This window comes from Umezawaea sp. Da 62-37 (assembly GCF_032460545.1).
Lineage (GTDB): Bacteria > Actinomycetota > Actinomycetes > Mycobacteriales > Pseudonocardiaceae > Umezawaea.
In genome coordinates this window covers 6,764,605-6,791,254 of the sequence record NZ_CP135965.1, presented here as the reverse complement: position 1 = coordinate 6,791,254, position 26,650 = coordinate 6,764,605, and the positions used below count along the sequence as shown (strand labels likewise).

General features: G+C 72.0%; 19 protein-coding genes. 13 read left to right on the top strand and 6 right to left on the bottom strand.

What is annotated here, in order from left to right; translation table 11 throughout:
• Nucleotides 1–266 precede the first annotated feature (266 nt).
• The 5 genes from RM788_RS31320 to RM788_RS31300 all read left to right on the top strand — a co-directional run bounded on the left by RM788_RS31320 (nt 267) and on the right by RM788_RS31300 (nt 4,328).
• Complete coding sequence (locus RM788_RS31320) at nt 267–665, top strand: TOBE domain-containing protein (RefSeq protein WP_315921768.1); 399 nt, start codon at nt 267–269, stop codon at nt 663–665.
• Nucleotides 666–1,460 carry a molybdate ABC transporter substrate-binding protein gene (modA, locus tag RM788_RS31315; RefSeq protein WP_315921766.1) on the top strand — a complete coding sequence of 265 codons (795 nt, stop codon included), beginning with the start codon at nt 666–668 and terminating at the stop codon, nt 1,458–1,460. It abuts the gene before it with no gap.
• Nucleotides 1,457–2,260, top strand: coding sequence for a molybdate ABC transporter permease subunit (modB, locus tag RM788_RS31310; RefSeq protein WP_315921764.1), 804 nt, complete (start codon nt 1,457–1,459; stop codon nt 2,258–2,260). The genes modA and modB overlap by 4 nt, the downstream gene beginning before the upstream one ends.
• A complete protein-coding gene (locus RM788_RS31305; protein WP_315921761.1) occupies nt 2,257–3,306 on the top strand; it encodes an ABC transporter ATP-binding protein in 1,050 nt (349 codons plus the stop codon). The genes modB and RM788_RS31305 overlap by 4 nt, the downstream gene beginning before the upstream one ends.
• Nucleotides 3,307–3,785: 479 nt before the next feature.
• Nucleotides 3,786–4,328 (top strand): DUF2017 family protein, encoded by a 543-nt coding sequence (locus tag RM788_RS31300; protein WP_315921759.1) that lies wholly within the window; start codon nt 3,786–3,788, stop codon nt 4,326–4,328.
• Nucleotides 4,329–4,587: 259 nt separating this feature from the next.
• Here RM788_RS31300 and RM788_RS31295 read toward each other — a convergent pair whose 3' ends face one another.
• Nucleotides 4,588–4,920 (bottom strand): response regulator transcription factor, encoded by a 333-nt coding sequence (locus tag RM788_RS31295; RefSeq protein WP_315921758.1) that lies wholly within the window; start codon nt 4,918–4,920, stop codon nt 4,588–4,590.
• A 659-nt stretch (nt 4,921–5,579) separates the two neighbouring features.
• Here RM788_RS31295 and RM788_RS31290 point away from each other — a divergent pair.
• Together RM788_RS31290 and RM788_RS31285 are read left to right on the top strand one after the other, a co-directional pair.
• Complete coding sequence (locus tag RM788_RS31290; RefSeq protein WP_315921756.1) at nt 5,580–8,438, top strand: AfsR/SARP family transcriptional regulator; 2,859 nt, start codon at nt 5,580–5,582, stop codon at nt 8,436–8,438.
• Between the two features lie 107 nt (nt 8,439–8,545).
• On the top strand, nt 8,546–12,235 hold the full coding sequence (locus RM788_RS31285) for a BTAD domain-containing putative transcriptional regulator (RefSeq protein ID WP_315921754.1): 3,690 nt from the start codon (nt 8,546–8,548) through the stop codon (nt 12,233–12,235).
• A gap of 281 nt (nt 12,236–12,516) precedes the next feature.
• On the opposite strand, the gene RM788_RS31280 is transcribed toward RM788_RS31285, so the two are convergent.
• Nucleotides 12,517–13,140, bottom strand: a complete 624-nt coding sequence (locus tag RM788_RS31280; RefSeq protein WP_315921752.1) for a helix-turn-helix transcriptional regulator — start codon at nt 13,138–13,140, stop codon at nt 12,517–12,519.
• A 433-nt stretch (nt 13,141–13,573) separates the two neighbouring features.
• Between RM788_RS31280 and RM788_RS31275 the strand changes: the two genes are divergently transcribed.
• The 3 genes from RM788_RS31275 (at nt 13,574) to RM788_RS31265 (ending at nt 19,591) form a co-directional block, all read left to right on the top strand.
• A complete protein-coding gene (locus RM788_RS31275) occupies nt 13,574–17,200 on the top strand; it encodes an ATP-binding protein (RefSeq protein ID WP_315921750.1) in 3,627 nt (1,208 codons plus the stop codon).
• A gap of 18 nt (nt 17,201–17,218) precedes the next feature.
• Nucleotides 17,219–18,415, top strand: coding sequence for an aminotransferase-like domain-containing protein (locus tag RM788_RS31270; RefSeq protein WP_315921748.1), 1,197 nt, complete (start codon nt 17,219–17,221; stop codon nt 18,413–18,415).
• A 66-nt stretch (nt 18,416–18,481) separates the two neighbouring features.
• The gene (locus tag RM788_RS31265; protein ID WP_315921746.1) at nt 18,482–19,591 is read left to right on the top strand and encodes a VanZ family protein; all 1,110 of its coding nucleotides are present in this window, start codon (nt 18,482–18,484) and stop codon (nt 19,589–19,591) included.
• A 194-nt stretch (nt 19,592–19,785) separates the two neighbouring features.
• Here the strand turns inward: RM788_RS31265 and RM788_RS31260 are convergent, their stop codons facing one another.
• The gene (locus RM788_RS31260; RefSeq protein WP_315921744.1) at nt 19,786–20,067 is read right to left on the bottom strand and encodes a hypothetical protein; all 282 of its coding nucleotides are present in this window, start codon (nt 20,065–20,067) and stop codon (nt 19,786–19,788) included.
• A 793-nt stretch (nt 20,068–20,860) separates the two neighbouring features.
• Between RM788_RS31260 and RM788_RS31255 the strand changes: the two genes are divergently transcribed.
• Together RM788_RS31255 and RM788_RS31250 are read left to right on the top strand one after the other, a co-directional pair.
• Nucleotides 20,861–22,039: a GntR family transcriptional regulator gene (locus RM788_RS31255; RefSeq protein ID WP_315921742.1), complete on the top strand. Its 1,179-nt coding sequence runs from the start codon at nt 20,861–20,863 to the stop codon at nt 22,037–22,039.
• A 300-nt stretch (nt 22,040–22,339) separates the two neighbouring features.
• A complete protein-coding gene (locus RM788_RS31250; protein ID WP_315921740.1) occupies nt 22,340–22,726 on the top strand; it encodes a sigma factor in 387 nt (128 codons plus the stop codon).
• Between the two features lie 67 nt (nt 22,727–22,793).
• Here RM788_RS31250 and RM788_RS31245 read toward each other — a convergent pair whose 3' ends face one another.
• The 3 genes from RM788_RS31245 to RM788_RS31235 are packed head-to-tail and all read right to left on the bottom strand — an operon-like array spanning nt 22,794 to nt 26,161.
• Nucleotides 22,794–23,753, bottom strand: a complete 960-nt coding sequence (locus RM788_RS31245; RefSeq protein WP_315921738.1) for a sporulation protein — start codon at nt 23,751–23,753, stop codon at nt 22,794–22,796.
• A gap of 33 nt (nt 23,754–23,786) precedes the next feature.
• Nucleotides 23,787–24,830, bottom strand: a complete 1,044-nt coding sequence (locus RM788_RS31240; RefSeq protein WP_315921736.1) for a hemolysin family protein — start codon at nt 24,828–24,830, stop codon at nt 23,787–23,789.
• A complete protein-coding gene (locus tag RM788_RS31235) occupies nt 24,827–26,161 on the bottom strand; it encodes a hemolysin family protein (RefSeq protein ID WP_315921734.1) in 1,335 nt (444 codons plus the stop codon). The genes RM788_RS31240 and RM788_RS31235 overlap by 4 nt, the downstream gene beginning before the upstream one ends.
• Nucleotides 26,162–26,245: 84 nt before the next feature.
• Between RM788_RS31235 and RM788_RS31230 the strand changes: the two genes are divergently transcribed.
• Entirely contained in the window at nt 26,246–26,644 is a 399-nt protein-coding gene (locus RM788_RS31230; RefSeq protein WP_315921732.1) for a MerR family transcriptional regulator, read from the top strand.
• Nucleotides 26,645–26,650 lie beyond the last annotated feature (6 nt).

Sequence of the window (26,650 nt, the reverse complement as noted above, 5' to 3'; positions counted from 1 at the left end):
TGTGGAGCAGCTGCCGAACTCGGGGTCTACTGGTCGTCGCGCAGCGGTGGCCGCTGGGTGGGGACCCGCACCTCCGGCAGCAAATCCATGGCCACCACGGTAGGTCGGTGGCGGGCTCCGCAGAAGCCACCAACAGGGGAAACGTTCAGAACCGTGGATGCGGTCCGCAGAAGTGCAGAGATCCGTTTTCGCGGGTGGTGATCACAATTCGTGCCGCAGGTGCGGTCTGCCGTGTTTCCCGCGGAAGCGGCGATAGACTTCCCGGTATGCCGAACTTGCGGATCAGTGAAGCCGCCTCGCTGCTGGGGGTCAGCGACGACACCGTGCGCAGGTGGGCGGATCAGGGGCGGTTGCCGGTGGTGAACGGCGACAACGGGCGGATGGCTGTCGAGGGGCACGCGCTCGCCGCGTTCGCCCAGCAGTTGGCCGACGATCCGGAGCCGGGTGCCACGGTCGCCGCCTCAGCCCGCAACCGGATGCGCGGCATCGTCACCCGAGTCGTCAAGGACGGCGTGATGGCGCAGGTCGAGATGCAGGCCGGACCGTTCCGGGTGGTGTCCCTGATGAGCAGGGAGGCCGCCGAGGAGCTCGGTCTGGAGGTCGGGGTCGTCGCGGTGGCCTCGATCAAGTCCACGCACGTCGTCGTAGAGATCCCGGAGGCCTGAATGTTCCGTCGCACTGGTGTGGCCGCACTCGCCCTGCTGGCGCTGGTCGGGTGCTCCGCGCAGGACACCGCGTCCACGACCGCCCCCAGCGCCACGTCCACCTCGTCCGCACCCGCGGTCACCGGCGCGATCACGGTGTTCGCCGCCGCGTCGCTGACGGAGTCGTTCACGCAGCTGGGCAAGGACTTCGAGGCCGCCAACCCCGGCGCCAAGGTCACCTTCAACTTCGCGGGCAGCTCGGCGCTGGCGCAGCAGATCAACTCCGGCGCGCCCGCCGACGTGTTCGCCTCCGCGGCGCCCGCGAACATGAAGCAGGTCAGCGACACGGGCGGCATCACCGGTGACGCGACCACGTTCGTGAAGAACAAGCTGGAGATCGCGGTGCCCAAGGGCAATCCCGCGAAGGTCACCGGTCTGGCCGACTTCGGCAAGGCGGACCTGAAGATCGCGCTGTGCGCCGAGCAGGTGCCGTGCGGCGCGGCGGCGAAGAAGGTGTTCGAGACGGCGGGGATCACGGCCGCGCCGGACACGCTGGAGCAGGACGTCAAGGCCGTGCTGACCAAGGTGAAGCTGGGCGAGGTCGACGCGGCGCTGGTGTACAAGACGGACGTGAAGGCAGCGGGCGCCGACGTCGAGGGCATCGAGTTCCCGGAGTCCGACAAGGCCGTCAACGACTACCCGATCGCGCCGCTGGCGAAGGCCCCCAACGCGGCCGCGGCCAAGGCGTTCGTGGACTTCGTGCTGTCCGCCAAGGGCACCTCGGTGCTGACCGCGGCCGGTTTCGCGGCCCCGTGACCCGACGCCCCGGCACACGAGGACGGCTGCCCGCCGTCCTCGTGCTGCCCGCGTTGATCGGGCTCGCGTTCCTGCTCGTCCCGCTGGCCGGGCTGCTGGTCCGCGCCCCCTGGACCACGCTGGTCGACCAGCTGTTCAGCCCGTCGGTCGGGCAGGCGCTGTCGTTGTCGCTGCTGTGCGCGAGCCTGGCGACGGTGATCTGCCTCGTGCTGGGGGTGCCGCTCGCGTGGCTGCTGGCGCGCGCGGACCTGCCGGGACGGGGGCTGCTGAGGGCGCTGGTGACCGTGCCGCTCGTGCTGCCACCGGTGGTCGGCGGCGTGGCGCTGCTGCTGGTGCTGGGACGGCGCGGCCTGGTCGGCTCGTACCTGTACTCGTGGTTCGGGATCTCGCTGCCGTTCACCACGGCCGGGGTCGTGCTCGCCGAGGCGTTCGTGGCGATGCCGTTCCTGGTGATCTCCGTCGAGGGCGCCCTGCGCGCGGCCGACCCCCGGTTCGAGGAGGCCGCCGCGACGCTCGGGGCCTCGCGGTGGCTGGTGTTCCGGCGGGTCACGCTGCCGACGATCCTGCCCGGCGTCGTCGCGGGCACGGTCCTGTGCTGGGCGCGGGCGCTGGGCGAGTTCGGCGCCACCATCACGTTCGCGGGCAACTTCCCCGGCCGGACGACCACCATGCCGCTCGCCGTCTACCTGGCCCTGGAGACCGATCCGGACGCCGCGATCGTGCTGAGCATCGTGCTGCTGCTGGTGTCGGTCGTCGTGCTGGCCAGCCTGCGCGACCGGTGGGTCGGCGGCTCCGCATGACGCTGCACGCGGACCTCCGGGTGGCGCGGGGGTCGTTCGCGCTGGACGTGGACCTGTCGGTCGCGCCCGGCGAGGTCGTCGCGTTGCTGGGGCCCAACGGGGCGGGCAAGACGACGGCGTTGCGGGCGCTGGCCGGGCTGCTGCCGTTGGACGGCGGGCACGTGCGGGTCGACGACGTGGTGTGGGACGAGCCGCCGAAGGTGTTCCTGCGCCCCGAACGGCGGCCGGTCGGCGTGGTGTTCCAGGACTACCTGCTGTTCGCGCACCTGTCCGCGGCGGAGAACGTGGCGTTCGGGCTGCGGGCGCGCGGGATGGACCGGCGGGCGGCGCTCGCTCTGGCGTCGGAGTGGCTGGAACGGGTCGGGTTGGCCGAGTACGCGCGGGTTCGGCCGCGGGCGTTGTCCGGGGGGCAGGCGCAGCGGGTGGCGTTGGCGCGGGCGTTGGTGACGGGGCCGTCGTTGCTGCTGCTGGACGAGCCGTTGGCGGCGTTGGACGCGAGCACTCGGATGCTGGTGCGGACGGAACTGGGGCGGCACCTCGGGGAGTACGGGGGGCGCACGGTGATGGTGACGCACGATCCGTTGGACGCGATGGTGCTGGCGGATCGGTTGGTGATCGTCGAGGGTGGGCGGGTTGTGCAGGTGGGGGCGCCCACGGAGGTCGCGCGGCAGCCGCGGACGGATTACGTGGCCCGGTTGGTGGGGCTGAATCTCTATCGGGGGGTGGGGGTGGGGACGTCGGTGGTGTTGGACGAGGGTGGGGAGTTGGTGGTGGTGGCGCCGGTGGACGGAGCTGTGTACGTGGCGTTTCCGCCGTCGGCGGTGAGTTTGCACTTGGTCAGGCCTGAGGGGAGTCCGCGCAATGCCTGGCCGGTGACGGTGGTGGGGGTGGAGCAGCACGCGCACACGGTGAGGGTGCGGCTGGAGGGGAGTCCGGGGGTGTTGGCGGATGTGACCACGGCGGTGGTGGCGGAGTTGAGGTTGGTGCCTGGGGCGCGGCTTTGGGCAGCGGTGAAGGCCACGGAGACGCATACGTATTCGGGGTGAGTTGGGGGTGCGCGTTTGGGGCGCGTTGGAGGCTTGGGTTTCGGGCGGGTGTGCTCGGTGCCGTTGTGGGTGGGGGTGCCTTTACCCGGTCGCCGAGTGTTCTGGGCTTGCCGCAGCTTGTCAAGGCTGGAAAGATGCCTTGACAAGCTCCGTCAAGCCCAGAGATGGCTTCGGATCGGGTGCAGGGGTAGGTCTGGCTACGCCAGCATCAGGCTCCGCCTGACAAGGCACCTCGCTGCGCGTCGGCAAGGCGGCGGGCGCTCCGCGCCGGATGCGAGGGGCGGCTGCGCCTTCGGGTGAGCGGGTGTCCACATGGGATGGTGGGCGGTTTGCATTTGTGTGGCCTGCGTGGACTTGTGCGTGGGCGAAAGTGCAGTGAGCGGAGTACTGGTGGCCACTTTTGCTGGGTTCTCGGCATTTGGCGCAACGGTGGTGGTCTACTCGAGGCAGCCTGCGCACCTACGAGGAAGGCGACGGTCATGATCTGCTGGGACCGGGTGGGGGACCATCTCGTGGTGGGTGTGTTCGAGCAGGGTGAGGTGGGCGGGCTGCGTCGCTATCTCACCGGGTTGCGCAATCTGTTGGACGAGCGGTTCGCCGGGTATTCGGCGTGGGAGCTCGGGATGCCGTTTCCCGTGTCGGAGGCGGTGGATCCGCGGTTGCGGGCGATTCTGCGGCGGCGGTCGGTCGGGGTGTCGCGGTGGCAGGAGCCGGAAGTGTTGAGGCCGTTGAGGGAGGCGGTTGAGGCGGTTCTGGTGACGTTGCCGGATCGGGGTGGGATCGTCGAGTTGCGTTCCGTTGACGTGGTGGTGGCGTGGACTCGGTCGTTGACGGATCTGCGGGTCGCGATGTCGGCGGCGGTTCGCGACGGTGATCCGGTGGTGGCCAGTCGGACCCGGTTCACGACGCGGTGGTTGAGGTCGCTCGTGCGAACGCTCGACGCGGCGTCCACCAAGCCCGCTGAGGTGGTGCCGCAGAATTTGGTGGACAGCGTGAACCAAGTGCGCGCCTACTGGATCTGACGGCGGGTCCCGACGGCGCTGCGCCGGCGAAACCGGGAGGGCCAAGGGGGTTCGGCGCGCCTGAGGGCGTGTCCTCTTGGGAGGGTTTGGTGGGGAAGGGTTTTCGGCGTGCGGATGTCGGGGACCTGTCGACAACTCGAACCAGGACTTCAGGCGTGTGGTCACGGCGTGCGTCGTCGGGCGCGGTAGAGGACGCGGATCACGGCTCGCGCGACCGGCACCGCCCAGGAGGTCCTCCTACCGCGCCCCCTCGTGCGAATCAGCCCTGAGCCGCCTGCACACGGGCTCTGACCGGCCTGCCCGCGCCGACCGGTTCACCGATGAGGCCGAGGCGTTGGGCGGCGACACCCGCCTGGAAGCGCGTGTCGACCCCGAGGATGCGGTAGATCTCCGAGATCCTGCGCGCCAGCGTCCTCGGCGCGAGGCAGAGCCTCCGGGCTATCGAACGGTCGGGCAGGCCGCCCGCGAGCATTTGCATGAGCTGGAATTGCTGCTCGTTGAGCATCGCCAATTCCGGGAATCCTCCATCACCGTCGCGGTGGCGTGACGGGGTCATCCTGTCCATCCGGACCAGATCATCAGAAACGGTCATCGTCTTCTCCATACCCGTGCGCGCGAATCCCGGGACCGGTGCCTTCGGGGCCGACTCCGCAGCTGGAACTCCGAAGGGCGCGGCCCAAGCGTCAACGCCAGCGTAGGCAGGAGCCTGTGGGGAAAGAGTGACCAAGTAGTGACGAACCGGCCGGGGCGACCACACCGACGGGCATCGACGTCACGGCCGATGTCGCGACACCGTAGTACTCCCCGACCGCCGGTGGACACCCGTTGGCGACAACACGCCACAGGAGTACCTGGTCAGCGGCAGGTCGCCATCCGGACCGTCCGATTGGGGCAGCCTGAGCGCCCGGCCGAACGAGGGACGGGCGTCGAATCGCGGCTATCACCCCCTCATGAAATCCTCACAATCAGCAACCGCTTTCCAGGGGGTGCGCAGACGCGTTCCGCAGGCCACATGAGACGGAGTCGTCCTCGTTATCCGGATTGGGGCGGTCCCGGATCTCGCGGTGCGGCGCGCTTCCACTCGCGACCGGACCGAATAGTTGCTCAATCAACGAAATGTGTCCACGGCGTAGCTAAGATCGTCCGCAGTGGACCACCCCGGTCCCGGCGCGCCGCCGCCGTCTCCGGGGTGGTGCGGCACCGTTCACCGCGGTGGTGAGGACCACGGGCCGCGAGGAGGGTTCTACGGTGATGCCTGCCGCGCACAACGGCTCGAGGGGGCTGAGGTTCTCGGTGCTCGGCCCGGTGCGGGTCTGGCGCGGGGACGAGGAGCTGGACCTGGGACCGCCGCAGCAGCGGCTGATCCTGGCCGTGCTGCTCGTGCACGCGGGCCAGCCGGTGCCGCTCAGCGAGCTGATCGGGGCGCTGTGGGGCGAGGACGCGCCCGCCAGCGCGGCCAACGTGGTGCACCGCAACGTCGGGCAGCTGCGGCGGGTGCTGGAACCGGGCCTGCCGCTGCGGGCGACCGGTGAGTGGCTGCTCCGCGACGGAGGCGGCTACCGGCTGCGGGTCGGTGAGGAGCGCGCCGACGTGCCGCGGTTCCGGCTGCTGGTCGGCAGGGCGCGCGACGCCGTGGCGCGCGAGGACCCGACGGCGGCCGTACGGCTGTTCGTCGAGGCGCTGGGGCTGTGGCACGACCGGTGCGCGGCGGGCCTGCGCCGGGGCGCGGGGGCCGAACCGGTGTTCGCCGCGCTGGACCGCGAGTGCCTGGCGGCGGCGGCCGAGATGGCGGACGTGGCGCTGGAGTGCGGTGCCGCGGGCGACGTGCTCGACCTGCTGCGCGCGCTGGCGCCGCTCGACCCGCTGAACGAGGAGCTGCACGCCCGGCTGGTGCTCGTGCTGGCGGCCGAGGGCCACCGGGCCGAGGCGCTGGCGGTGCACCGGGCCGTGGTCGGGCGGCTGGCCGACGAGCTGGGCATCGATCCGGGTCCCCGGCTGCGCGCCGCGCACGAGCAGCTCATCGGCGAGGAGGGCCAGGACGGGCGCCGGGAGCAGGCCTTCGACCTGATCAGGCCGGCTCAGCTGCCGAACGACCTGCCGACGTTCAGCGGTCGCGACGCCGAGCTGACCGGGATGCTGACCGCGTTGCGCGACGGGCACCACCCGATGGCGCTGGCGCTCATCGACGGCATGCCGGGCGCGGGCAAGACCACGGTCGCCGTCCGGTTCGCCCGCGAGGCGGCCGACGCCTACCCGGACGGCCAGCTGTTCGTGAACCTGCGCGGGTTCGACCCGAGCGGGTCGGTGATGGAGACCGCCGAGGCGCTGCGCGGTTTCCTCTACGCGCTGGGCATGCCGAGCAACCGCATCCCGCCGGACCTGGACGCGCAGACCGGGCTGTACCGGAGTCTGCTGCGGGGCAAGCGGATGCTCGTGGTGCTGGACAACGCCCGCGACGTCGACCACGTGCTGCCGCTGATCCCCGGCGCCCCGGACTGCCTGACGATCGTGACCAGCCGCAACCGGCTCACCGGCCTGGTCGCCGCGGAGGGCGCGCGGCCGTTCACGCTGGACCCGATGCCGGTCGCGGAGGCCCGCACCATGGTCGCGCTGCGGCTGGGCGCGGCCCGCAGCGCGGCCGAACCGGGCGCGGTGGACGAGATCGTCGCGATGTGCGGGCGGCTGCCGCTCGCGCTGGCCGTGGTGTCGGCCCGCGCGGCGGCCTACCCGGACGTGCCGCTGAGCGCGATCGCCAGGGAGCTGCGGGACGCGCAGGGCGGGCTCGACGCCTTCTCCTACGACGACACCAGCGATCTGCGCGCGGTGTTCTCCTGGTCCTACCGCACGCTGAGCCCGCGGGCGGCCCGGCTGTTCCGGCTGCTGGCGCGGCACTGGGGCCCGGACATCTCGCTGCCCGCGAGCGCCAGCCTGCTCGGCGTGGACGTCCGGACCGCGCGCGCCGCGCTGGGCGAGCTGACCCGCACCAGGCTGATGACCGAGCACCGGCCTGGCCGCTTCCAGTTCCACGACCTGATCCGGGTGTACGGGTTGGAGCTGGGCGACGCGCTCGACACCGAGGAGGAGCGCGGCGAGGCGCTGCGCCGGACCGCGGACCACTACCTGCACTCCGCGCACGGCATCGGGCTCGTGCTGCAACCCCACCAGCCGTCCACGCCGCACGACCCCGTCGCGCCCGGCGTCACCCCTGAGGTGGCGCCGAACCGCGACCGGGCGATGGCGTGGTTCCGCGCGGAGCAGCACGTGCTGCACAACTTCGTCGACCAGGCGCCGGAACGCGGGTTCGCCGACCACGCGTGGCGGATCGCCGTGAGCATGCAGGAGTTCTTCCAGCGCCAGGGCGTGCACCTGTCGTGGGCGGCGACCACGCGGGCCGCGCTGCGGGCGGCGCGCTCGGTCGGCGACCAGGTCGGCGAGGCCCGCACGCTGCGCAGCCTGGCGGGCGCGCACTACTTCATGGGTGACACCGAGGGCGCGCTCGCCCACCTGCGGCGCACCGCCGAACTGCTCGACCGGCTCGGGTGGGTGGACGACCAGGCCTACGTGCAGCGCAACATCGGCGACGTGCTGGCCCGGCGCGGGCAGGACGTGCACGGCGACCACGCGGGCGCGTACGGGTACTACGAGCGGGCGCACCGCCTGTACCGGGACATGGGTCACGTCGGCGGGGTGGCGATCTCGTTGGAGGGCATGGGGGTCTGCGCGCTGCGGCTCGGCCGCACCGACGAGGCGCTCGACCTGCTGGGCCGGGCGATGGAGGTGTTCCGGCGGTCCGACGACCTCAACGGCCAGGCCAACTGCTGGGCGGAGTTCGGCGAGGCCCACCTGCGGCTGCACCGGTACGACGAGGCGGTGGACAGCCTCCAGCGGGCGGTGGACATGCACCGCGCGCAGGCGAGCCTCGTCGGCGAGGTAGGGAGCCTCGTGCTGCTCGGCGACGCCCACGTCGGCGCGGGCGACCCGGTGCGCGCCCGAGCCCTGTGGCAGGAGGCTTCGGCGCTGGTGGAGAACAGCCGGATCCACCGCGTCGGACCGTCGTTGTTCACACCGGAGGAGGTTCGCAAGAGGATCGCCCGACTCGATCGGGCCTGATACTTTGACCCCGCTGCGCCCCCGTGCCCCGTCGGCACCAGTGGCGTCCGGGGGTGTCCGTCCAGCGAAGATGAGCACACCGACGCCTCGAGGGATCGCCAGTGAAGGTGCAGGAAACAAGCGGCAAGCAGGTGCACGTCGAGCTGCTGGGCCCGGTCCGCGCGGTGCTCGGCGGCGCGGAGATCCCGCTGGGACCCAGCAGGCAGCGCGCCGTGTTCGCCGTGCTGGCGTCCAGGACGGGCCAGGCCGTGTCGCGCGAGGAGCTGATCGCCGCGGTGTGGGGCGACTCCGCTCCGGTCAGCGCGCCGGGCAGCGTCTACACCTACGTCTCCGCCCTGCGCCGCGCCCTCGCCGAGGCGGGCGTCGCCGACAGCAGGGAGACGCTGCACTCCACCAAGCACGGCTACGCGCTGCGGCTCGACCCCGACCGGATCGACGCGGTGGCGTTCGACCAGCTGGTCGGCCGCGCGGAGACCATGGCGGGAGCCGGTGACCACCGGGGCGCGGCGGGCACGCTGGAGCAGGCGCTCGGACTGTTCCGCGGCGAGCCGTTCTCCGGCGTGCCGGGTCCGTTCGCCGAGCACATGCGCACCGGCTGGGCCGAACGCCGGGTCGCCGCCGTGGAGGCGCTCGCCACCTCGCGCCTGGTGCTCGGCGCGCACGTGGAGCTGGCCGCCGAACTCGGCGCGCTGGTGCAGGACTACCCGTTGCGCGAGTCGCTGCGCGCGCTGCTGATGATCGCGCTCAGCCGGGGCGGGCGGCAGGCCGAGGCGCTCGCGGTGTTCCGCGACGCGCGCGAGACCCTGCTGCGCGAACTGGGCACCAAGCCCGGCGCGGCGTTGAGGCAGGCGCACGCCGTGGTGCTCAGCGGCGACGAGGTCCCGGTCGACGGCGCCGGGGCGGGCGCGGAGGACGAGCAGGGCGGCCACAGCGCGCTGCGGCACGCGAACAGCGAGGTCTTCGTCGGGCGCGAGACCGAGACCGGACGCCTGCGCTCCCGGCTGGTGGACGTCGCGGCGGGCGTCGGCGGGGCGGTGTGGATCGAGGGCGAGCCCGGCATCGGCAAGTCCGAGCTGCTCGCCGTCGGCCTCGCGGACGCCGAGCGGCTGGGCTGCCAGGTCGGCTGGGCGGTCGCCGACCAGCTCGCGGGCCGCTTCCCGCTCCAGGTGCTGCTCGAATGCCTCGGCATCGACCAGTCCTCCTCCGACCCCGACCGCGCCGACCTCGCGGGCAGGCTGCGCACCGGCGAGCCGGAGGGCGGCGGGACCGAGGACGGCGACCCGATCCAGAGCGTGGTGGACCGGATCCTGTCGCTGGTCGACCGGATGTGCCACCGGGCGCCCGCGGTGCTTGTGCTCGACGACCTCCAGTGGGCCGACGAGTCGTCGGTGTCGCTGTGGCGCAGGCTCGCCGCGGCCACCCGCCAGTTGCCGCTGCTGCTGGTCACCTGCTCGCGCTCGCGGCACGGCCGCACCGAGCTGGACCAGCTGCGCTCCCGCGTCCGGGCCAACGACGGCGACGTGCTGATCCTCGAACCGCTGACCTACCTCGACGTCGACTCGATGACCGCCGAACTGGTCGGCGGCCGCCCCGGCCAGGAGCTGCGCAAGCTGACCGCCCGCGCCGCGGGCAACCCGCTGTACCTGCGGGAAATGGTGGGCGCGCTGGTCCGCGACCGGGCCGTCGACCTGGTCGACGGCGTGGCGCACGTGGACGAGACGCAGGCCGAGGACGCGCCGCGCACGCTGTTCGCGGCCGTCCAGCGGACCTCGCAGTCGCTGCCCGAGCGCACCCGCGAGGTGCTGCGCTGGGCCGCCGTGCTCGGCGCCGAGGCCACGATCGCGCAGATCGCCGGGCTGTCCGGGCGGCTGGTGCCCGAGGTGGCGCGCGCGGTCAAGGACGCGATGGCGGCGAACGTGCTGGGCCACGGCGAGCCGCGGCTGGTGTTCCGGCACCCCCTGCTGCGCGAGGCCGCGTACGGCAGCATCTCCGCGCCGATGCGCGGGGTGCTGCACAAGCAGGCCGCCAAGGCGCTGGCGGACGGGCGCGCGCCGTCGAGCCGCGTGGCCGAACAGCTCGTCGCGGCCGCGTCGGACCTGGACCCGTGGGTCGGCGACTGGCTCGTCGACAACGCCGCCGAGCTGTCGAACAGGGCGCCGCTGATCTCCGCGGAGCTGCTGGAGCAGGCGCTGGACCTGGGCGGTCCGCGCGACCCGAACCGCGAGCTGCTGCTGGTCGCGCTGGTGCGGGTGCTGTTCCGGCTGGCCCGCGACCCGGAAGCGCAGGCGCGGCAGGCGTTGGCGATCTCCACCGACCCGACCCGCTCGGCCGAGATGCGCCAGCTGCTCGCGGCCACGCTGCTGCGGCAGGACAAGCGCCAGCTGGCGCTCCAGGCGCTCACCGCGGCGGAGGTGGATCCGTCGGTGCCGGAGATCTGGCACGTGCGGCACAAGTCGCTGCTCGCGCACCTGCGCCGCGACGTGACCTACATCGACGAGGCGGAGGTGGCGGGCAAGGCCGCGCACGCCGAGGCGGTCGCCAACGGCGACGCCTACCTGATCGCGCACGCCCTCCAGACGCTGTGGCTGGTGGAGTCGGTGCGGCGCAACCACCGCGGCGCGCTGAGGTACGTGGACGACGCGATCGTCGCGGTGGACGGGGCCCCGGAGCTGGCGGGCATGCACTTCAACCTGCTGGACAACCGGATGTTCACCCTGCAGAACCTCGACCAGCTCGACGAGGTCGACGTCGCGCTGACCACCGTGGACGAGCTGACGGTCAAGTACGCGCTGCCGGTCGGCCCGCAGGTGTCCGCGGCGGTGCACCACTACTGGACCGGCCGCTGGGACGAGGCGCTGCTGGAGCTGAACACGGTCGCCGAGGACGGTCCCGCGATCAGCTACAGCGGACTCGTCGACCCCGGCCCGAACGGCCTGCTGCTGCACGGCGTGTCCGCGCTGATCTCGTTGCACCGGCACGACAGCGCGTCGTCCGCGGCGCACCTGGACGCCGCCGACGCGCTGCTCGTGGTGACCGCGGCCGAGCGGGAGGCGTGCGACTTCCTGCTGCTGGCCCGGTCGCTGGCGGCCGTGCAGAGCGGTGACGCGCGGCGCGGGCTGGACGCGGTGAAGCGGATCCTCAACCCGGCCTACGCGGACATGATGCTGCGCCACCAGTGGCTGCCGGACATCCTGCGGCTCGCGCTGGAGGTGGGCGACCACGACCGGGTGGCCGAGGTGATGGAGGTCGCCGAGCTGGAGGCGGCGCGGGAGTCCGTGCCCACGCGGGCCTACACCGCGCTGCACCGGTGCAAGGCGCTCGTCACCGGCGACCCGGAGCCCGCGCTGGTCGCGGTCGGGCACTACCGCCAGGTCGGCCGCCGGGTGGAGCTGGCGGCGGCGCTGGAGGAGGCGTCCGTGCTGCTGGCGAAGGTCGGCATGCGCGCCGACGCGCGGGCGGCGTACGCGGAGGCCGCGGAGATCTACACCGAGCTGGACGCCAAATGGGATCTGGCGCGGGCCGTGGCGAAGATGGACGAGTTCGGGATCCACCACGACGTCGCCGCCGTGAGCACGCGGGCGGCGGCGGGCTGGGACACGCTCACGCCGGTCGAGCTGCGGATCGCCGAGCTGGTCGCGAGCGGCCAGTCCAACCCGGACATCGCGGTCCGGATGTCGTTGCCGCGCCGCATGGTCCAGGCCCACGTGACCCGGATCCTCGGGAAGCTCGGCGTCCGGTCGAGGTCCCAGATCGCCGAACGGCACCACGAGCTCGGCAGGTCCGCGACAGGACGCTGACCGGCATCCGCACGCGCGAATGCACGTGCGTCGGGAATTCATTTCGTTCGATCACCTTTCGGGTCGACCGCCGACCGGGGCCCGATGGCCCCGGTCCTCGGCGGCGCGCCACGTCATTGGCGTTGTGCGGTCGACCACGTGCACTGCGGAAACGAAGTTCGAATCACCGGACCGCGCTGCGAGTGCGGAGCAAGCGCGCGGTTACTCGGCGGGGGAATTGCCGGTCCTCGTACTGGGAACAACTCCGGTCGTGAACTAAACGAACAATTGGTGGAGGGGGATCAGATCACGCCCGCGCGAAGCGCGTAGGCGACGGCGTGCGCGCGGTTGCGCAACTTCAACCGGTTCGTGACGTTGTAGATGACGTTCTTGACGGTGCGCTCCGAGTACTGGAGCTCCTTCGCGATCTCGTCGGTGCCCCACCCCTCCGCGATCAGCCGGAGGACGTCCACCTCCCGCGGTTCCAGGCCCGCGACGTTGAGCCCGTTGGGCGCCAGCACCTCGCGCTGGAGCATCTCCACGCGCTTGAGCAGCTTGCCCAGGATGTCGCGCGGCATGACGCCGTTGCCCGCGGCCGCGGCCATGATGCTGTCGACCAGCTGTTCGCCGGTCACCGCGCTCCTCGGCAGTATCGCGACCACACCGCACTCCACCACCGCGAGCAGCGGGGCCTCGGTGAGCGCCCCCGCCATCAGGACCGTCGGGATCGTGCGCTCGGCGGCCAGCTCGCGGAGCCGGTTCATGGCCTCCGAGGTGAGCCTTTCGGTCGAGAACACGGCGACGTCGGCCTGTCCCGCGTCCTGCTTGTCGACGACGACCATCTCGGGACGCGACTTGAGGTAGCTCGTCAGCCCGACGTAGGTCATGGGGTCCGTGCTGTGTACGACGACCCGTACCCGTGCCATGAGTGCCTCCACAGTTCGATCTTTCGATTCGAAGTGTGGGCGAGCGACCTCTACGAACTCTTGACGCCGACGGCGAATCGCACGGCCCAGTCTTGACTCCGTGTGAACTTACTATGAGAGAGTGCCACGGGCCTGCTGTTCGGTCACGCGGTTATCATTCTTCGTGGCCTTTTGACCTGCGAATCCTGCCCTCGTGCACTTCTCATCCGTTGCCTTGCCCGATCCGGGCGCCAACCTTGCAGGACGCGTCTCATTTCGCGTCGAGTCGTCGGGATACCAGCCGGTACGCCGATAGCTTCATCGTTGACCCGTCATTCGTCAACGGCGTTGCCTTTTTCCTGCGCTGTTTTCCCCTCCCAGAGCGGTAAAGTGGGCGGTTGGCACCGGCGGTGCTCGCGCGGGCTTGCGCGTTGCGGAACGGGAGCGGCGCAGGATGTCGACGGAGTTGGCCGAACCGCTGCGGGTCCAGCTGCTGGGCGCGGTGCGCGCCTGGCGCGGCGACGTCGAGCTGGCCCTCGGATCGGCCCGGCAGCGCGCCCTGTTCACGGTGCTGGCGATGCGCGCGAACCAGGTGGTGTCCCGCGAGGAGCTGGTCGACGCGATCTGGGGCGAGTCGCCGCCCGGCGCGGTCGACAGCAGCCTCTACACCTACGTCTCCCGGCTGCGGCGCGCGCTCGAACCCGTCCGTTCCAAGTGGACCGGCGGCCAGATGCTGGTGTCCGCGGGGTCCGGTTACAGCCTGCGCCTGGAACCCGGCCTGCTGGACGTGCGCGAGTTCGACCGGTTGCGGGAGGCCGCGCAGCAGAGCTGGGACCGCCGGGACGCGACGGCCGCGCGGGCCGCGCTGGACGCCGCGCTGGGGCTGTGGCGGGGCGAGGCGCTCACCGGCATCGACGGTCCGTTCGCCGCGCTGCACCGGGGCAGGCTCGCCGAGCTGCACCTCGACGTCCTGGAGCGGCGCGCCGAGATCATGCTGGAGTCGGGCGACCTCACCGAGGCCGTCGACGAGCTGTTCGACCTGAGCACCGCCTACCCGCTGCGCGAGACGCCGAGGGCGCTGCTGATGCAGGCGCTGCACCGGTCCGGCCGTCCGAACGAGGCGCTGGAGGTGTTCCGGGAGACCAGGGAGGTCCTGGTCGACCAGCTCGGCATCGAGCCGGGCGCGAAGCTGCGCAAGGTGCACGACGAGATCACCGCGGCCCGCGAACGGGCGGGCGGGCAGCCCGACGTGGCGCCGCGGTCGCCCGTCCCGCCGTACCCGAAGGTGTTCGTCGGCCGGGAGTCCGAGCTGGCCGCGCTGCGCGGCGCGCTCGTCGGGCTGATGAACGGCAAGGGCACCGCCGTGTGGGTCGAGGGCGAGCCGGGGATCGGCAAGTCCGGCCTGGTCGCCACCGGGCTCGCCGACGCGGTGGACCGCGGCTGCGAGGTGCTGTGGCAGGCGGGCGACGAGATGGGAAGGCGCTTTCCGCTCAGCCTCGTGCTGGCGTGCCTCGGCGTCGACCCGCTGTCGCCGGACCCGCGCCGGGCCGGGTTCGCGGCAGGCCTGCCGGGGCACCCGACCGAGCCCGCCTACCCGTGGCAGCAGGAGGACCCGGTGCTGGTGGCCGTGGACCGGCTGATCGGCCTGGTGGACCGGGTCGTCGGCTTCGTCGACGAGCTGTGCGCGGACGGCCCCGTCGTGCTGGTGCTGGAGGACCTCCAGTGGGCCGACGACGCCAGCCTGCTCGTGTGGCACCGGCTCGCGAAGGCCACCCGGCACCTGCCGCTGCTGCTCGTCGGCTCGTGCAGGCCGCACCCCCGCCGGGCCGAGCTGGACCCGTTGCGGACCATGGTGTCGATGGGCGGCGGCGAGCTGCTGCGGCTCGCCCCGCTCGACGAGACCGCCGCCACGGAACTGGTGCGCGGGCTGCTCGGCACCGCTCCCGGCGCCGAACTGCTCGGCACGACCGACTGCGCGGGCGGCAACCCCCGCTACCTGGAGGAGATCGTCGGGGCGCTGGTGCGCGACGACGCGGTGACCGTGTTCGACGGCATCGCCGAGATCGCCCACGACCGCAGCCGGTACCCGTCGCAGCCGACGGTCAACACCGTCGTGACCAGGCGGCTGGACCACCTCGACGACACCACCAGGGCCGCGCTGCGCTGGGCCGCGCTGCTCGGCGTGGAGTTCGACCTGAGCGACCTGGCCACGGTGATGGGCAGGCAGGCCTCCGAGCTGCTGCCCGCCGTGGAGGAGGCGTCGAACGCGGGCGTGATCGGCGAGTCCGGGCAGCGGTTCGCGTTCCGCCACGGGCTGGTGCGCCGCGCGCTGTACGAGGCGATCCCGACCACGGTGCGGGTCGCGCTGCACCGGCAGTCGGCGGAGACCCTGGACACCGCGGGCGCGCACGTGGAACGGGTCGCGGAGCAGCTGCTCGGCGGACCGGTGCCCGCCGACGCCTGGGTCACCCAGTGGCTGCTGTCGCACACGAACGCCGTCGCGGGCCGCTCCCCCTCGATCGCCGCCGAACTGCTGGCGCACGCCGTGGAGGGCCCGAGCCTGCGCGACAGCGCGCGGGAGTCGCTGACCACCAGGCTGGTGCGGCTGCGGTTCTGGCTCGGCGAACGGCACGCGGACGAGGCGCGGGCCGTGCTGGCGACGACGCGCGATCCGGAGCGGGCCGCCGAGATGCGGCTGGTGCTGGCGTACTCCGACCACTGCCTCGGCGAGCACCAGCGGGCCGTGGAGGTGCTGCGGCAGGTGGCGGCGGACCCGGACGTGCCGCCGCGGTGGCGGGCCCGGCACCGCGCGCTGCTGGCCGAGGTCGACCCCGGCGACCCGGCGGGCGCCTCCCCCGCGCAGGCGGCCGAGACCAGGTGGGAGACCGCGTCGATGCGCCGTCGGCACCAGGAGGCGCTGCGGCACGTCGACGCCGCGCTGGCGGAGGTGTCCGGCGACCCGGCGGAGGCCGACCTGGAGCTGTGCCTGCTGGAGGACAAGGTCTTCACGCTGCAGAACCTCGACGACCTCGACGCGGCGAGCCGCACCCTGGAGGCGGCCCGGCACCTGGTCACCCTGCGCGGCCTCCCCGACGGGCCGCACATCCCGCTCGCGGTGCACCACTACTGGCTCGGCCGGTGGGACGAGGCGCTGGCCGAACTGGACGCCGTGGTGCGCGACCGGCCCGCGATCACGTTCCACGGGGTGCGCCAGCACGGCTCGATCCGGCTGCTGCACGGCGTGAAGGCGCTGGTCGCCGCGCACCGGGACGACTCGGCGGCGTTGGAGACGCACCTCAAGGCCGCGGTGGACCACCCGGCCGCGCCGGTCGGGATCCGCGACGACTTCCTGTCGATGGCCCTGTCCGTCGCCGCCGAGCAGCGCGGCAGGCCGGACGAGGCGCTGCGCGCGCTGCTGCCGCTGCTGGCCGACGACCACCCGCGGATGGCGCCGAACCACCAGTGGCTGCCCAGGCTGGCGCGGCTCGCGCTGGAGCAGGGCGAGCCGGACCTGGCGGAGGCCGCGCTGGCGGCGTGCCGCCTCGGCGCCGACCAGGAGGCCGGGCCCGCGCGGGCAACGACCGCCGCGCGCTGGTGCCAGGGCCTGGTGGAACGGGACCCGGACGCGCTGGTGGCGGTCGCCGAGCACTTCGGCTCGATCGGGCGCAAGGTCGAGCTGGCGGCGGTGTCCGAGGACCGGGCGGTGCTGCTCGCGGCGGCCGACCGGACCGAGGAGGCGCACTCGGCGTTCTACGACGCGCTGACCGTCTACACCGGACTCGGGGCGGCGTGGGACTTGCGCAGGGCGGAGTCGCGGCTCAAGCCGTTCGGCATCCGCTGGCGCGTCGGCGGTCGCGGCGCGGCCGACGGGCGGACACTGGACCAGATCGAGCAGCGGGTGGCGGAACTCGTGGCGGCAGGCTGGCCCAACTCCGACATCGCGACCCGGCTGAGCATGTCCCGCAACACCGTGCAGGTGCACGTGACGCGGCTGCTGCGCAAGCTGGAGGTGGACTCGCGCCTGGGCGTGACCCGCCAGGTGCTCGACCGGTACGCGGACCGCCGCGTCACCACCGGCTGAACGATCGGAGCGCGGCGCATGGGCATCGACTGGTCGACGCGGCTCGCGGCGCGCACCCGCACCCAGCAGGACCTGCTCGGCGGCATCCTGGCGCTCGCGAACGCGCGCGGGGTCGTCAACTTCTCCGGCGGGTTCCCCGACCTGGCGCTGTTCCCCACCGGCACCGTCGCGGACATCGCCCGCGACCTGCTGGCCGACGACGCCGCGATCGCGTTGCAGTACGCGCCGAGCGAGGGGATCGAGAGCACCCGCCACGCGGTCGCCGACCTCCTGCTCGCCGAGCAGGGGCACCGGCCCGCCGACGACGAGCTGATGATCACCAGCGGCGGCATCGACGCCGTGACGCTGATCGCGAAGAGCATGCTCGACCCCGGCGACGTGGTGCTGGTCGAGGAGCCGAGCTACCTCGGCGCGGTGTCCGGGTTCGCCGCGTTCGACCCCCGGCTGCGCAGCGTGCCGATGGACGACGACGGCCTGGACGTCGAGGCGCTGGCCGCCCTGCTGGCGTCGTCGGACGTCGTGCCGAAGCTGCTGTACACGATCCCCGACTTCCAGAACCCGAGCGGCCGCCTGCTCTCGGCGGAGCGGCGCACCGCGCTGGTGGAACTGTGCTCGCGGTACGGCGTGCTGATCGTGGAGGACGTCGCCTACCGGCAGCTCGGGTTCACCGCCGAGCAGCACCCCAGCCTGTGGTCGCTGAACCCCGACGCGGTCGTGCAGATCGGCACGTTCTCCAAGACGTTCTTCCCCGGCGTGCGCCTCGGCTGGGCCGCCGGACCGGCTGAGATCGTCGCGCACCTGGTGGTGGCCAAGCAGAACTCCGACCAGTGCGCCGGCGCGCTCGGCCAGCGGATGCTGGAGGAGTTCCTGCGCGCCGGGCACTTCGACGCGCACCTGCCGCGGGCCCGCGAGCTCTACCGCGGCCGGGCGGCGGTGATGCTCGGCGCGCTGGCCGAGCACTTCGACGGCCTCGGCACGTGGACCGCGCCGCGCGGCGGGTTCTTCACCTGGCTGCGCCTGCCCGGCGTCGACACCACCGCGCTCGCCGTGCGAGCGCGGGAGGCGTCGGTGGCGTTCGTGCCGGGCGCGGGGTTCTTCGCCGACCGGGTCGACCACGAGCACCTGCGGCTGTCGTTCAGCCGGGTCAGCGAGCCGGACATCGACCTCGGCGTCGGCAGGCTGGCCGCGGTCGTGCGGACCATGCGCGGGGCATAAACTTTTCATGTTTCGCCGTGGCGCCACGGGGGTACGGACGCGGGACAACCTGTGGAACGGATGGACATGCTGAGTTCGTACCTGGAGAACATCCGCACGGGCTTCCTGGCCTTCGTCGGGATCGGCGCGCTGATCCTGCTCCCCCTGGTGGCACTGCACTACTACCGCTTCGGCCGCATCGAGCCGCGCCGCGCGGTGGTGCTGTACGGGTTGCTGGCCTACGGCCTGGTCGCGCTCGCGCTGATCTTCCTGCCGTTCCCCGACCGCGCGAACCTGTGCACCGGCGACCAGATGCTGTCCACCGTGCCGTTCCAGTGGGTCACGGACATGCGCGCCAACATGTCGGCGTACGGCAGGTCCGGCATCGTCGCGATGGCCACGTCGACCGCGTTCGTCCAGCAGGCGTTCAACGCCGCGCTGTTCGTCCCGCTCGGCATCGTGCTGCACAAGGCCTACGGCAAGGGCGTGCTCGCCACGGTCTTCATCGGGCTCGGCATCTCGCTGATCGTGGAAGTCGTGCAGTACACCGGCAACTTCGGCATCTACCCGTGCCCGTACCGGATCTCCGACATCGACGACCTGATCGCCAACACCTCCGGTTCCCTGCTGGGCTGGATGATCGCGCCGGTCGCCATCGTGGTCCCCGCACTGCCCGAGGCCGAGGAGTCGATCGCCAGGCCGGGAACGGTGAGCGTGCCGCGCAAGGCGCTGGCCCTGGTGGCGGACGCGCTGGTGTTCCTGGTCGTGTCCCGGTTGCTGTTCCCGGACAACGCCTGGCTCCAGGTCGGCCTGGCGGTGGTGATGCGGATCGTGCTGCCCGCCGCGACCGGCGGGTGGACGATCGGCAGCTGGCTGATGCGCTACCGGCTGCGCCGCCTCGACGGCGCCCGGTCCGACCCGCTGCGCGTCGCCGTCCGCGAGGCGCTCGGCGTCACCGGACTGGTCGCCTACGCCGTGCTGCTGTCCCCGCACCTGACCAGCTGGACCGGCTTCGGCTTCGACCTGCTCGCCGTGGCGCTGGTGCTCCTCGGCACGTTCGCCGTGCCCGCGTTCCGCCGCGACCAGCTCGGCTGGCACGAACGCGTCGCGGGCACCCGCGGCGTGCTCACCGACCGCACGCCAGTCCGGGTGGCCGCCCGCGCACAGGCCCGCCGCACCGCCGCCCGGCGCCCTTGAGAGTTCGCGGCCCCGCCACGCGCGGGGCCGCCACACCGCCGCCCTGAGAACTCGCGGCTCCGCCATGCGCAAAGCCCGACGCCCGGCTCTTGGAAGTCCGCGGCCCCGCTACGCGCAAACCCGACGGCGATGGCCACCGCACCGCCACCCGGCGCCCTTGAGGGTTCGGGGCCCCGCCACGCGCGGGGCCGCGTTCAGGCGCTCCAGCTCCGCAGGTGCCCGTTCGGCCCCGAGCCGAACCAGCCGAACGACGCCGGGCCACCGGGTCGGGCGGGGTCGTCCCGCGGTCGCAGTTCGGTCACGTCCGGCGGGGGTTCGGTCGCCATGTCGGCGGTGAGCCACTGGGCGACCGCGGCGCGGATGCGGTTCAGCCTCGCGCGTTCGGCGCGGCGGCGCAGGACCAGTCGCGCGGCGAAGAACAGGAGTGCCGCCGCCGACAGGGCGGACAGGACCAGCAGAACCGCTCCCGTCGTCATGTCGCGCCACCTCCTGATCGACCGCCGGCGGGAAATGCGCGCACTCCCGTTCTCGCTGAGTGATCGCGTGCGCACCGTCCGATGACCGCTATTCCTCCTGCCGCGTCATCGTGATCCACCACACCGCTTTTGCTGAAGAACCATAAGCCCCTTGGCGCGAACCCGCCCGCCGGGCGTTCGGCCCAATGCGGGGCGGTTGGCCAGTGGTACAGCCGCACAACCGGCAGAACTGCCTGCAGACGGCGGCTAAACGCGTCGGGAATGCGACCGATTCCCCCGCGACAACTTGTTGCCATGACAATCTTCCCGAACTCCGGTATCACCCCGTTTCGCATTACCGGCGAGGAACCGGTGACTTTGTTCCAGATTCACCGGAATCCAGGACATCGGGGCAGGTCACCGTGTGCATCGGGGCAGGTGGTTTGCACGATATTCACTTCGCACCTAATGTGGAGTTGGATCCGGGATCGAGGCGGACGCGAGTCGGCTCGTGCGGAACCACCCCCATTACCCGATGAAGGCTTCATCCCCGCGTATTCGCATGTGATTTCGACGCGGGGATGTCGGTGCGCGCGGCGGCAGGGGCCGACGCGCACCCCCCACCGGTCGAGGGGTCGGCAGGCAGCTCCACCGCCTGCCGACCCCTTGGTCGAGCAGTGGCGTTGGCGCTGGTCAACGCCCTGAGCCGGAGTCGGGCGAGTCGCGCGTCCACCCTGGAGGACCCGCAGGACACGAACGACGTCCCGACCAGCATCCGCCATGTTCGGCCACGTCAGGGAGATGGTTGGCTCACATGCTCAACCCCACCGGAGAACGCGCGACGAAGGTCGTCGAGGAGAACCGGGAGGACGTCGGCGAAATCCTCGGCCTGGTGACCAGCACGTCCATGCGAACAACACCGACGTGGACCTGGTGGACGGAAGACGACGACCGCGTTCTGGTCATGCAGATGCCGCACCCGGTCGGAACCGTCGTCGCCCAGCGCACGGTCCGGGAATACGGCCACACCGTCCGGGTCGAACTGAAGGTCCGGCACAGCGACTCCCCCGTGCGCCCGGAGACCCGCGGCGCGATGGTGATGTCGACGTTGCACACCAGGCTCCACCGCTCGGTCGGCGGACGTGAACTGGTCGTGTTCGCCAACGGAATTCCGCGACCCGCGGTCCGGATGCTCGACGGATCGCACCAGGTCGTCTCGGCAGAGGCGCGCGAATACCCGGACGGCCCCCACCGCGCGGCCGACCCCGTTCGGGCGGGCATTCCCGAAGACGGCCGGGTGCCCCGCTACTACCGCGCCAAGACCCGTTTGCTGGACCTGATGCAGGAACTGGGGCAAGGCGCCCCCCTACCTCCGGAGCGAGAACTGTCCGCCCAATTCGGCATCGCGCGCATGACCCTGCGCCAGGCCATCGGCGAGCTCGTCGTCGAGGGCAAGGTCCGCCGCAAGCAGGGCAGCGGCACGTTCGTCGCACCCCCCAAACTCGTCCGCCCCCTCGGCGTCCGCAGCCGCGAAACCGGCACCGGCGAACCCAGCCACACCCGCCGCGTGGTCACCGCCGAACAACTCGCCGCCGACGCCGAACTCGCCCACGACCTCGACCTGGACCCCGGCGACCCCGTCATCCACGTCGAACGCCTGATGCTGGTCGAGGACGAACCGATGTCCCTCGAATCCAGCTACCTCTCCGCCAAGCGCTTCCCCGACCTCATCGAGGCCTTCGACGAGGCCCGCCCCCTGCTCGACTGCCTCCGCGACCACTACTGCACGGTGCCCACCAGCACCGACGAACAGGTCGAAACAGTCCTCGCCTCCCCCCGCGAAGCCCGCCTGCTCGCCACCACCCCGGCCGCCCCCATGCTGCTGCTCCACCGAGTGAGCCGCGACGTCGACGGCCACCCCGTCGAACGCGTACGCGCCCTCTTCAGAGGCGACCGCTTCACCTTCGAGGTCCGCTCCGGAACAAGCACCTAACCAACCGCACAAGCACGGCCGGCCGACGAACCGATCAACCAGGCAACCAGGCAGACGCCGATTGACCACGGACCCAAGCGCGCCCGCACCCGGAGAACGGCGGGCACCGATGGTCGGTGTCGAGGGACAAGCCCCACAAACCCACCCCACCGCCCACCCCCTGGAACGCGGTCACAAACTAGTCACCACTTGTCCACTGGGGATGTTCTACCGTCGTGGAACCGTTGCCGCAGCCTGTTTCCAGACGCGTTCCTGCACGTCCGGACACAGCGATCAGCAAGACGAAGTGGGGAAATACCGGTGGTGTTCCGTTCCACGCGGGCCGAGGTGGTCGCGGGTGAGTTGCTGGTGCGCAGGCTCTACGAGGAGCACGGCCGCGCCATCCTCGCCTACGCCACCAGGCTGACCGGCGACCCGCGCACCGCCGAGGACGTCGCCGAGGAAACCCTCGTCCGCGCCTGGCGCTACTCCGACACCATCACCAACGGCGGCGACTGGGTCCGCGGCTGGCTGCTGGGCACGACCGAGAACATCGTCTGCGAGATGTCCGCCGCGAACACCGCGAGGGGAACCCGCCCAGACCGGGAACCGACCCGCCTCACCACCGCGTTCCGCTCAGCCGTCCGCAGGTTCAGGGTCAGCCGGATGAACGCCATGCGCACATCCGAACCACCCCTCACCCGCTGACGGCGACAACCGGTCCCCTGTGAACCCGCGCGGGCGCCCCGGCAACCAGGGGCACCCGCGCCACCACCTACTCCTCGTCGAACCCGAACGACTCGCCGACCTCTTCGAACACCTCACCCAGCACCATGCCGCCCACGACACCCGCGGCCACTCCACCGACGACCGCGCCCATCCCCGGCCCCCGGCGCCCGTGCTGCTCGTACCCGCCGTGCTGTTCGTAGCCGCCGCCGTACCCGTGCTGGGCGCCGTGCTGCCCACCGCGCTCGGCCACCTGCGCCATCCACTGGCTGATGATCGCGGTCCAGTCCGCGCCCTGCGCCTCGTGGTGCGACAGCGCGAAGTGGCCGAACGCGTCACCCCCCGAGCTGAACATCCCGCCGCGCTTGTCGGCCTCCAGCACCACGTACAGCTCGTGCGGGTTGGCGACGAACGTCAGCTCGACCTGGCTGAGCCGACCGCCGAACTGGGCGGGCGGGTGGAACTCGATCTCCTGGTAGAACCCCAGTTCCTGCGGCACGCCGTGCAGGTGGCCCGCCTCGACGTCGGCCTTGCGGAACTGGAAGCCCAGCGCCCCGAAGGCGTCCAGCACGCGGTCCTGGGACGGCAGCGGGTGCACGGAGATCGGGTCGAGGTCGCCCTTGTCCGGCGCGCCCGCGATCACCAGTTCCGTGCGCACGCCGACGGTCATGCCGTGCAGGTGGGTCGAGCCGACCGCGGTGATCGGCGTCTCCCACGGGATCGGGAACCGGAAGGGGATCGACAGCGGTTGGCCCGCCGCGACCTTGACGGCCTGCGCGACCACGACGCGGTGGAACTCCGCGGTGGTCGACCCCTCGTGGTCACCGTGCTCGATCTCGACGCGGGTGACCAGCGACAGCACGACCTGGCCGATCTCCACCTCGTTGCTGCCGCCCTGGATGCGGACCTGCCCGGTGACGACACCACCGGGTGTGGCGTGCGGGGAGTCCAGCACGGTGTCGACGGAAGGCCCGCCGACACCGAACGCGCTCAGCATCCGCTTGAACATCAGGATTTCCTCCGGGGATGGGACTACCCGGTGTCAGGGCGACACCGGTCGACTGCGGGGGTCGGTCTCGTCGTCGAACTCGCCGATGAGCTCCTCGAGGAGGTCCTCCAGCGCGGCGATGCCGACCACCCGTTCGTCCGCGCCCACGACGAGCGCGAGCTGCGCGCGGTGCTCGCGCATCGCGGTGACCGCGCGGGCCACCGGCAGGTCGACGCCGAGCCGCAGCGGCGTGCTCATCAGCTCGCGCGCCGCCGGGTCGGTGCTCACGGCCGTGGCGCGCACGACCTCGCGGATGTGCACCAGCCCGACGTGCCGCCCGGCGGCGTCGGTGACCGGGAAGCGCGACCGGCCGCAGGTGCGGCTGAGCTGCTCGACCTGGTTCGCGGTGGTGTCCTCAGTGACCGTGAGGACGGCGTCGATCGGCACCATGACCTGCGCCAGGGTGGTCTTCTGCAGCTGGAGCATCCTGGTCAGCAGCTTCTGCTGGCCCTCGGGGATCAGGCCGTGCTCGCCGGACTGGCGGACCAGCATCCGCAGGTCCTCCGGCCGGTGCGCCTGGGCCAGCTCGTCCTGCGGCTCGACCTTCAGCAGGCGCAGCAGCGCGTTCGTGGCACCGTTGAGGGTGGTGAGCAGCCAGCGGGTGGCGCGGGCGAACGCGCGGAACGGCACCGCCAGCAGCAATGCGGACCGCTCGGGGTGGCTGATCGCCCACGACTTCGGCGCCATCTCGCCGACCACCATGTGCAGGAACACCACCAACACCAGGCTGAGCACGAACGCGATCGCGTGCGAGACGCCGGTCGGCAGTCCCACGGCGATCAGCAGCGGGTCGAGCAGTTCCGCGACCGCGGGCTCGGCCAGCGCGCCGAGCCCCAGGGTGCACAGCGTGATCCCGAGCTGCGCGCCCGCCAGCATGATCGACAGCTCGCGGATGCCCGCGACCGCCGCTCGGGCCGCCCGCTTGCCCTCGGCGGCGGACTGCTCGAGCCGGTGCCGCTTTGCGGAGATCAGCGCGAACTCCCCGGCGACGAAGAAGGCGTTGCCCGCCAACAGCAGCAGCGAGATGAACAGGCTCACGACGTCTCCTCCACGCGCAGCAGCACCGTGCGCGGCACGTGCCGTTCGACCGCCACCACCCGCAGCACCACCTGCCGCGGCGGCAGGTCCTCCAGCGACTGCGTCTCGATGGTCAGCGGCACCTCGTCACCGACGCGCGCGGTGCGCCCGAGGTGCCGCAGCACCAGCCCGGACACCGTGTCGTAGCCCTCGTGCTCGGGCAGCGCGACCCCGGTGATGTCGGCGATCTCGTCGATCCGCAGCCTGCCGGGCAGCGTCCACGTCCCGTCGTCGCGACGCTCCGCCACGTCGCCGACCAGGTCGTCCTCGTCGTGGATCTCCCCGACCAGCTCTTCGGCCAGGTCCTCCAGCGAGACCACCCCGGCGAACCCGCCGAACTCGTCCACCACGATCGCCATCTGCCGGTGCTCGGCGCGCAGCCGTTCCAGCACGGCGGGCAGCGGCAGCGTCCCCGGCACCAGCACGGTGGGCGAGACGATCTTCCGCATCGGCGTGGTGGCGCGCTCCCCCGGCTCCAGCGTCAGCACCTCGGCCAGCCCGACGACACCGACCACGTCGTCCGGGTCGTCGCCGATCACCGGGAACCGCGAGTGCCCGGTGTCGAGCAGGTCCACGACCCGCGACACCGGCTCGTCGGCCCGCACCGTGTGCACCCGGACCCGCGGCGTCATCGCCTGCTCGGCGACCAGTCCCCGGAAGTCGATGCCCCGGTCCAGCAGCTGCGACAGCTCGCTGTCCAGGTAGCCCTGCTCACCCGCCTCGCCGATGATGTGCACCAGCTCGTCCCCGGTGGCGCCCTGCGGCAGCTCCTCGACGGGTTCGATGCCGACCAGCCTCAGCAGCCGGTTCGCGGACATGTCGAAGAACCGGATGACCGGCCCGGCGACCTTCAGGTACACCAGCGTCGACCCGGCCAGCGCCAGCGCGAGCGCCTCGGGCTTCGCGATGGCGAGGTTCTTGGGCAGCAGCTCGCCCAGCACCATCTGCACGACCGTCGCGAACACCAGCGCGACGGCGACCGACAGCGACAGCAGCGCCGCCTCCGACCACCCGGTGAACCCGAGCAGCGCGGCCAGCCCGTCGCCCAGCAGCGGCTCGGCGACGTAGCCGACGAGCAGGGCGGTCAGCGTGATCCCCAGCTGGGCGCCCGAGAGCATGAACGACAGCCGCTGGGTCACCCGGTAGGCCCGCTCGGCGGACTTGTCGCCCTCTTCGGCGAGCTGCTGGAGCCGCCCGCGGTCCACCGCCATGTACGTGAACTCCTGCGCGACGAAGTACCCCGTCGCCGCCGTGAGCGCCACGATGGCCAGCAGTCCCAACAAGATCAACATGCAGTACCGAACCGGAAACGCATGCACTCGACACTAGCACGTGACACTGTACGGTTACCGGGACAACACGGGGAGGAGAACGGTGTGAGCGGCACCCTGGTCAGGATCGGCGAGCTGGCGGCCATGGCGGGTGTGAGCATCCGCACCGTCGACTACTACACCGGCCTCGGCCTGCTCACGCCCGCGAGCCGCACCGCGAGCAACTACCGCCTCTACGCCCGCGCCGACGCCGACCGCATCGCCGTCATCCGGAGCCTGGAGACCCAGGGCGTGAGCCTCGACGACATCGCCGCGGCGTTCACCGGCGGCCACGCCGACGTGGCCGCCATCCTCACGAGCATCGACGACGACCTCCGCGTCCTCAACACCGCGCTGGAGACCGCGACCCCGGAGACGCAGGGCCTGCTGGCCGCCATCGCCACGAGGGTCCACTCGCTGGTCTCGATCGCCCTCCAGATCCCGCCGGACCTCCCGCTCGGCTGAGCGGCG

Bases quoted from the DNA above. Each gene is read 5' to 3' on its own strand.
- RM788_RS31320 (WP_315921768.1), top strand. From the start codon at position 267: ATGCCGAACTTGCGGATCAGTGAAGCCGCCTCGCTGCTGGGGGTCAGC.
- modA (WP_315921766.1), top strand. From the start codon at position 666: ATGTTCCGTCGCACTGGTGTGGCCGCACTCGCCCTGCTGGCGCTGGTC.
- RM788_RS31305 (WP_315921761.1), top strand. From the start codon at position 2,257: ATGACGCTGCACGCGGACCTCCGGGTGGCGCGGGGGTCGTTCGCGCTG.
- RM788_RS31300 (WP_315921759.1), top strand. From the start codon at position 3,786: ATGATCTGCTGGGACCGGGTGGGGGACCATCTCGTGGTGGGTGTGTTC.
- RM788_RS31295 (WP_315921758.1), bottom strand. From the start codon at position 4,920: ATGACCGTTTCTGATGATCTGGTCCGGATGGACAGGATGACCCCGTCA.
- RM788_RS31290 (WP_315921756.1), top strand. From the start codon at position 5,580: ATGCCTGCCGCGCACAACGGCTCGAGGGGGCTGAGGTTCTCGGTGCTC.
- RM788_RS31280 (WP_315921752.1), bottom strand. From the start codon at position 13,140: ATGGCACGGGTACGGGTCGTCGTACACAGCACGGACCCCATGACCTAC.
- RM788_RS31275 (WP_315921750.1), top strand. From the start codon at position 13,574: ATGTCGACGGAGTTGGCCGAACCGCTGCGGGTCCAGCTGCTGGGCGCG.
- RM788_RS31270 (WP_315921748.1), top strand. From the start codon at position 17,219: ATGGGCATCGACTGGTCGACGCGGCTCGCGGCGCGCACCCGCACCCAG.
- RM788_RS31265 (WP_315921746.1), top strand. From the start codon at position 18,482: ATGCTGAGTTCGTACCTGGAGAACATCCGCACGGGCTTCCTGGCCTTC.
- RM788_RS31260 (WP_315921744.1), bottom strand. From the start codon at position 20,067: ATGACGACGGGAGCGGTTCTGCTGGTCCTGTCCGCCCTGTCGGCGGCG.
- RM788_RS31255 (WP_315921742.1), top strand. From the start codon at position 20,861: ATGCTCAACCCCACCGGAGAACGCGCGACGAAGGTCGTCGAGGAGAAC.
- RM788_RS31245 (WP_315921738.1), bottom strand. From the start codon at position 23,753: ATGTTCAAGCGGATGCTGAGCGCGTTCGGTGTCGGCGGGCCTTCCGTC.
- RM788_RS31235 (WP_315921734.1), bottom strand. From the start codon at position 26,161: ATGTTGATCTTGTTGGGACTGCTGGCCATCGTGGCGCTCACGGCGGCG.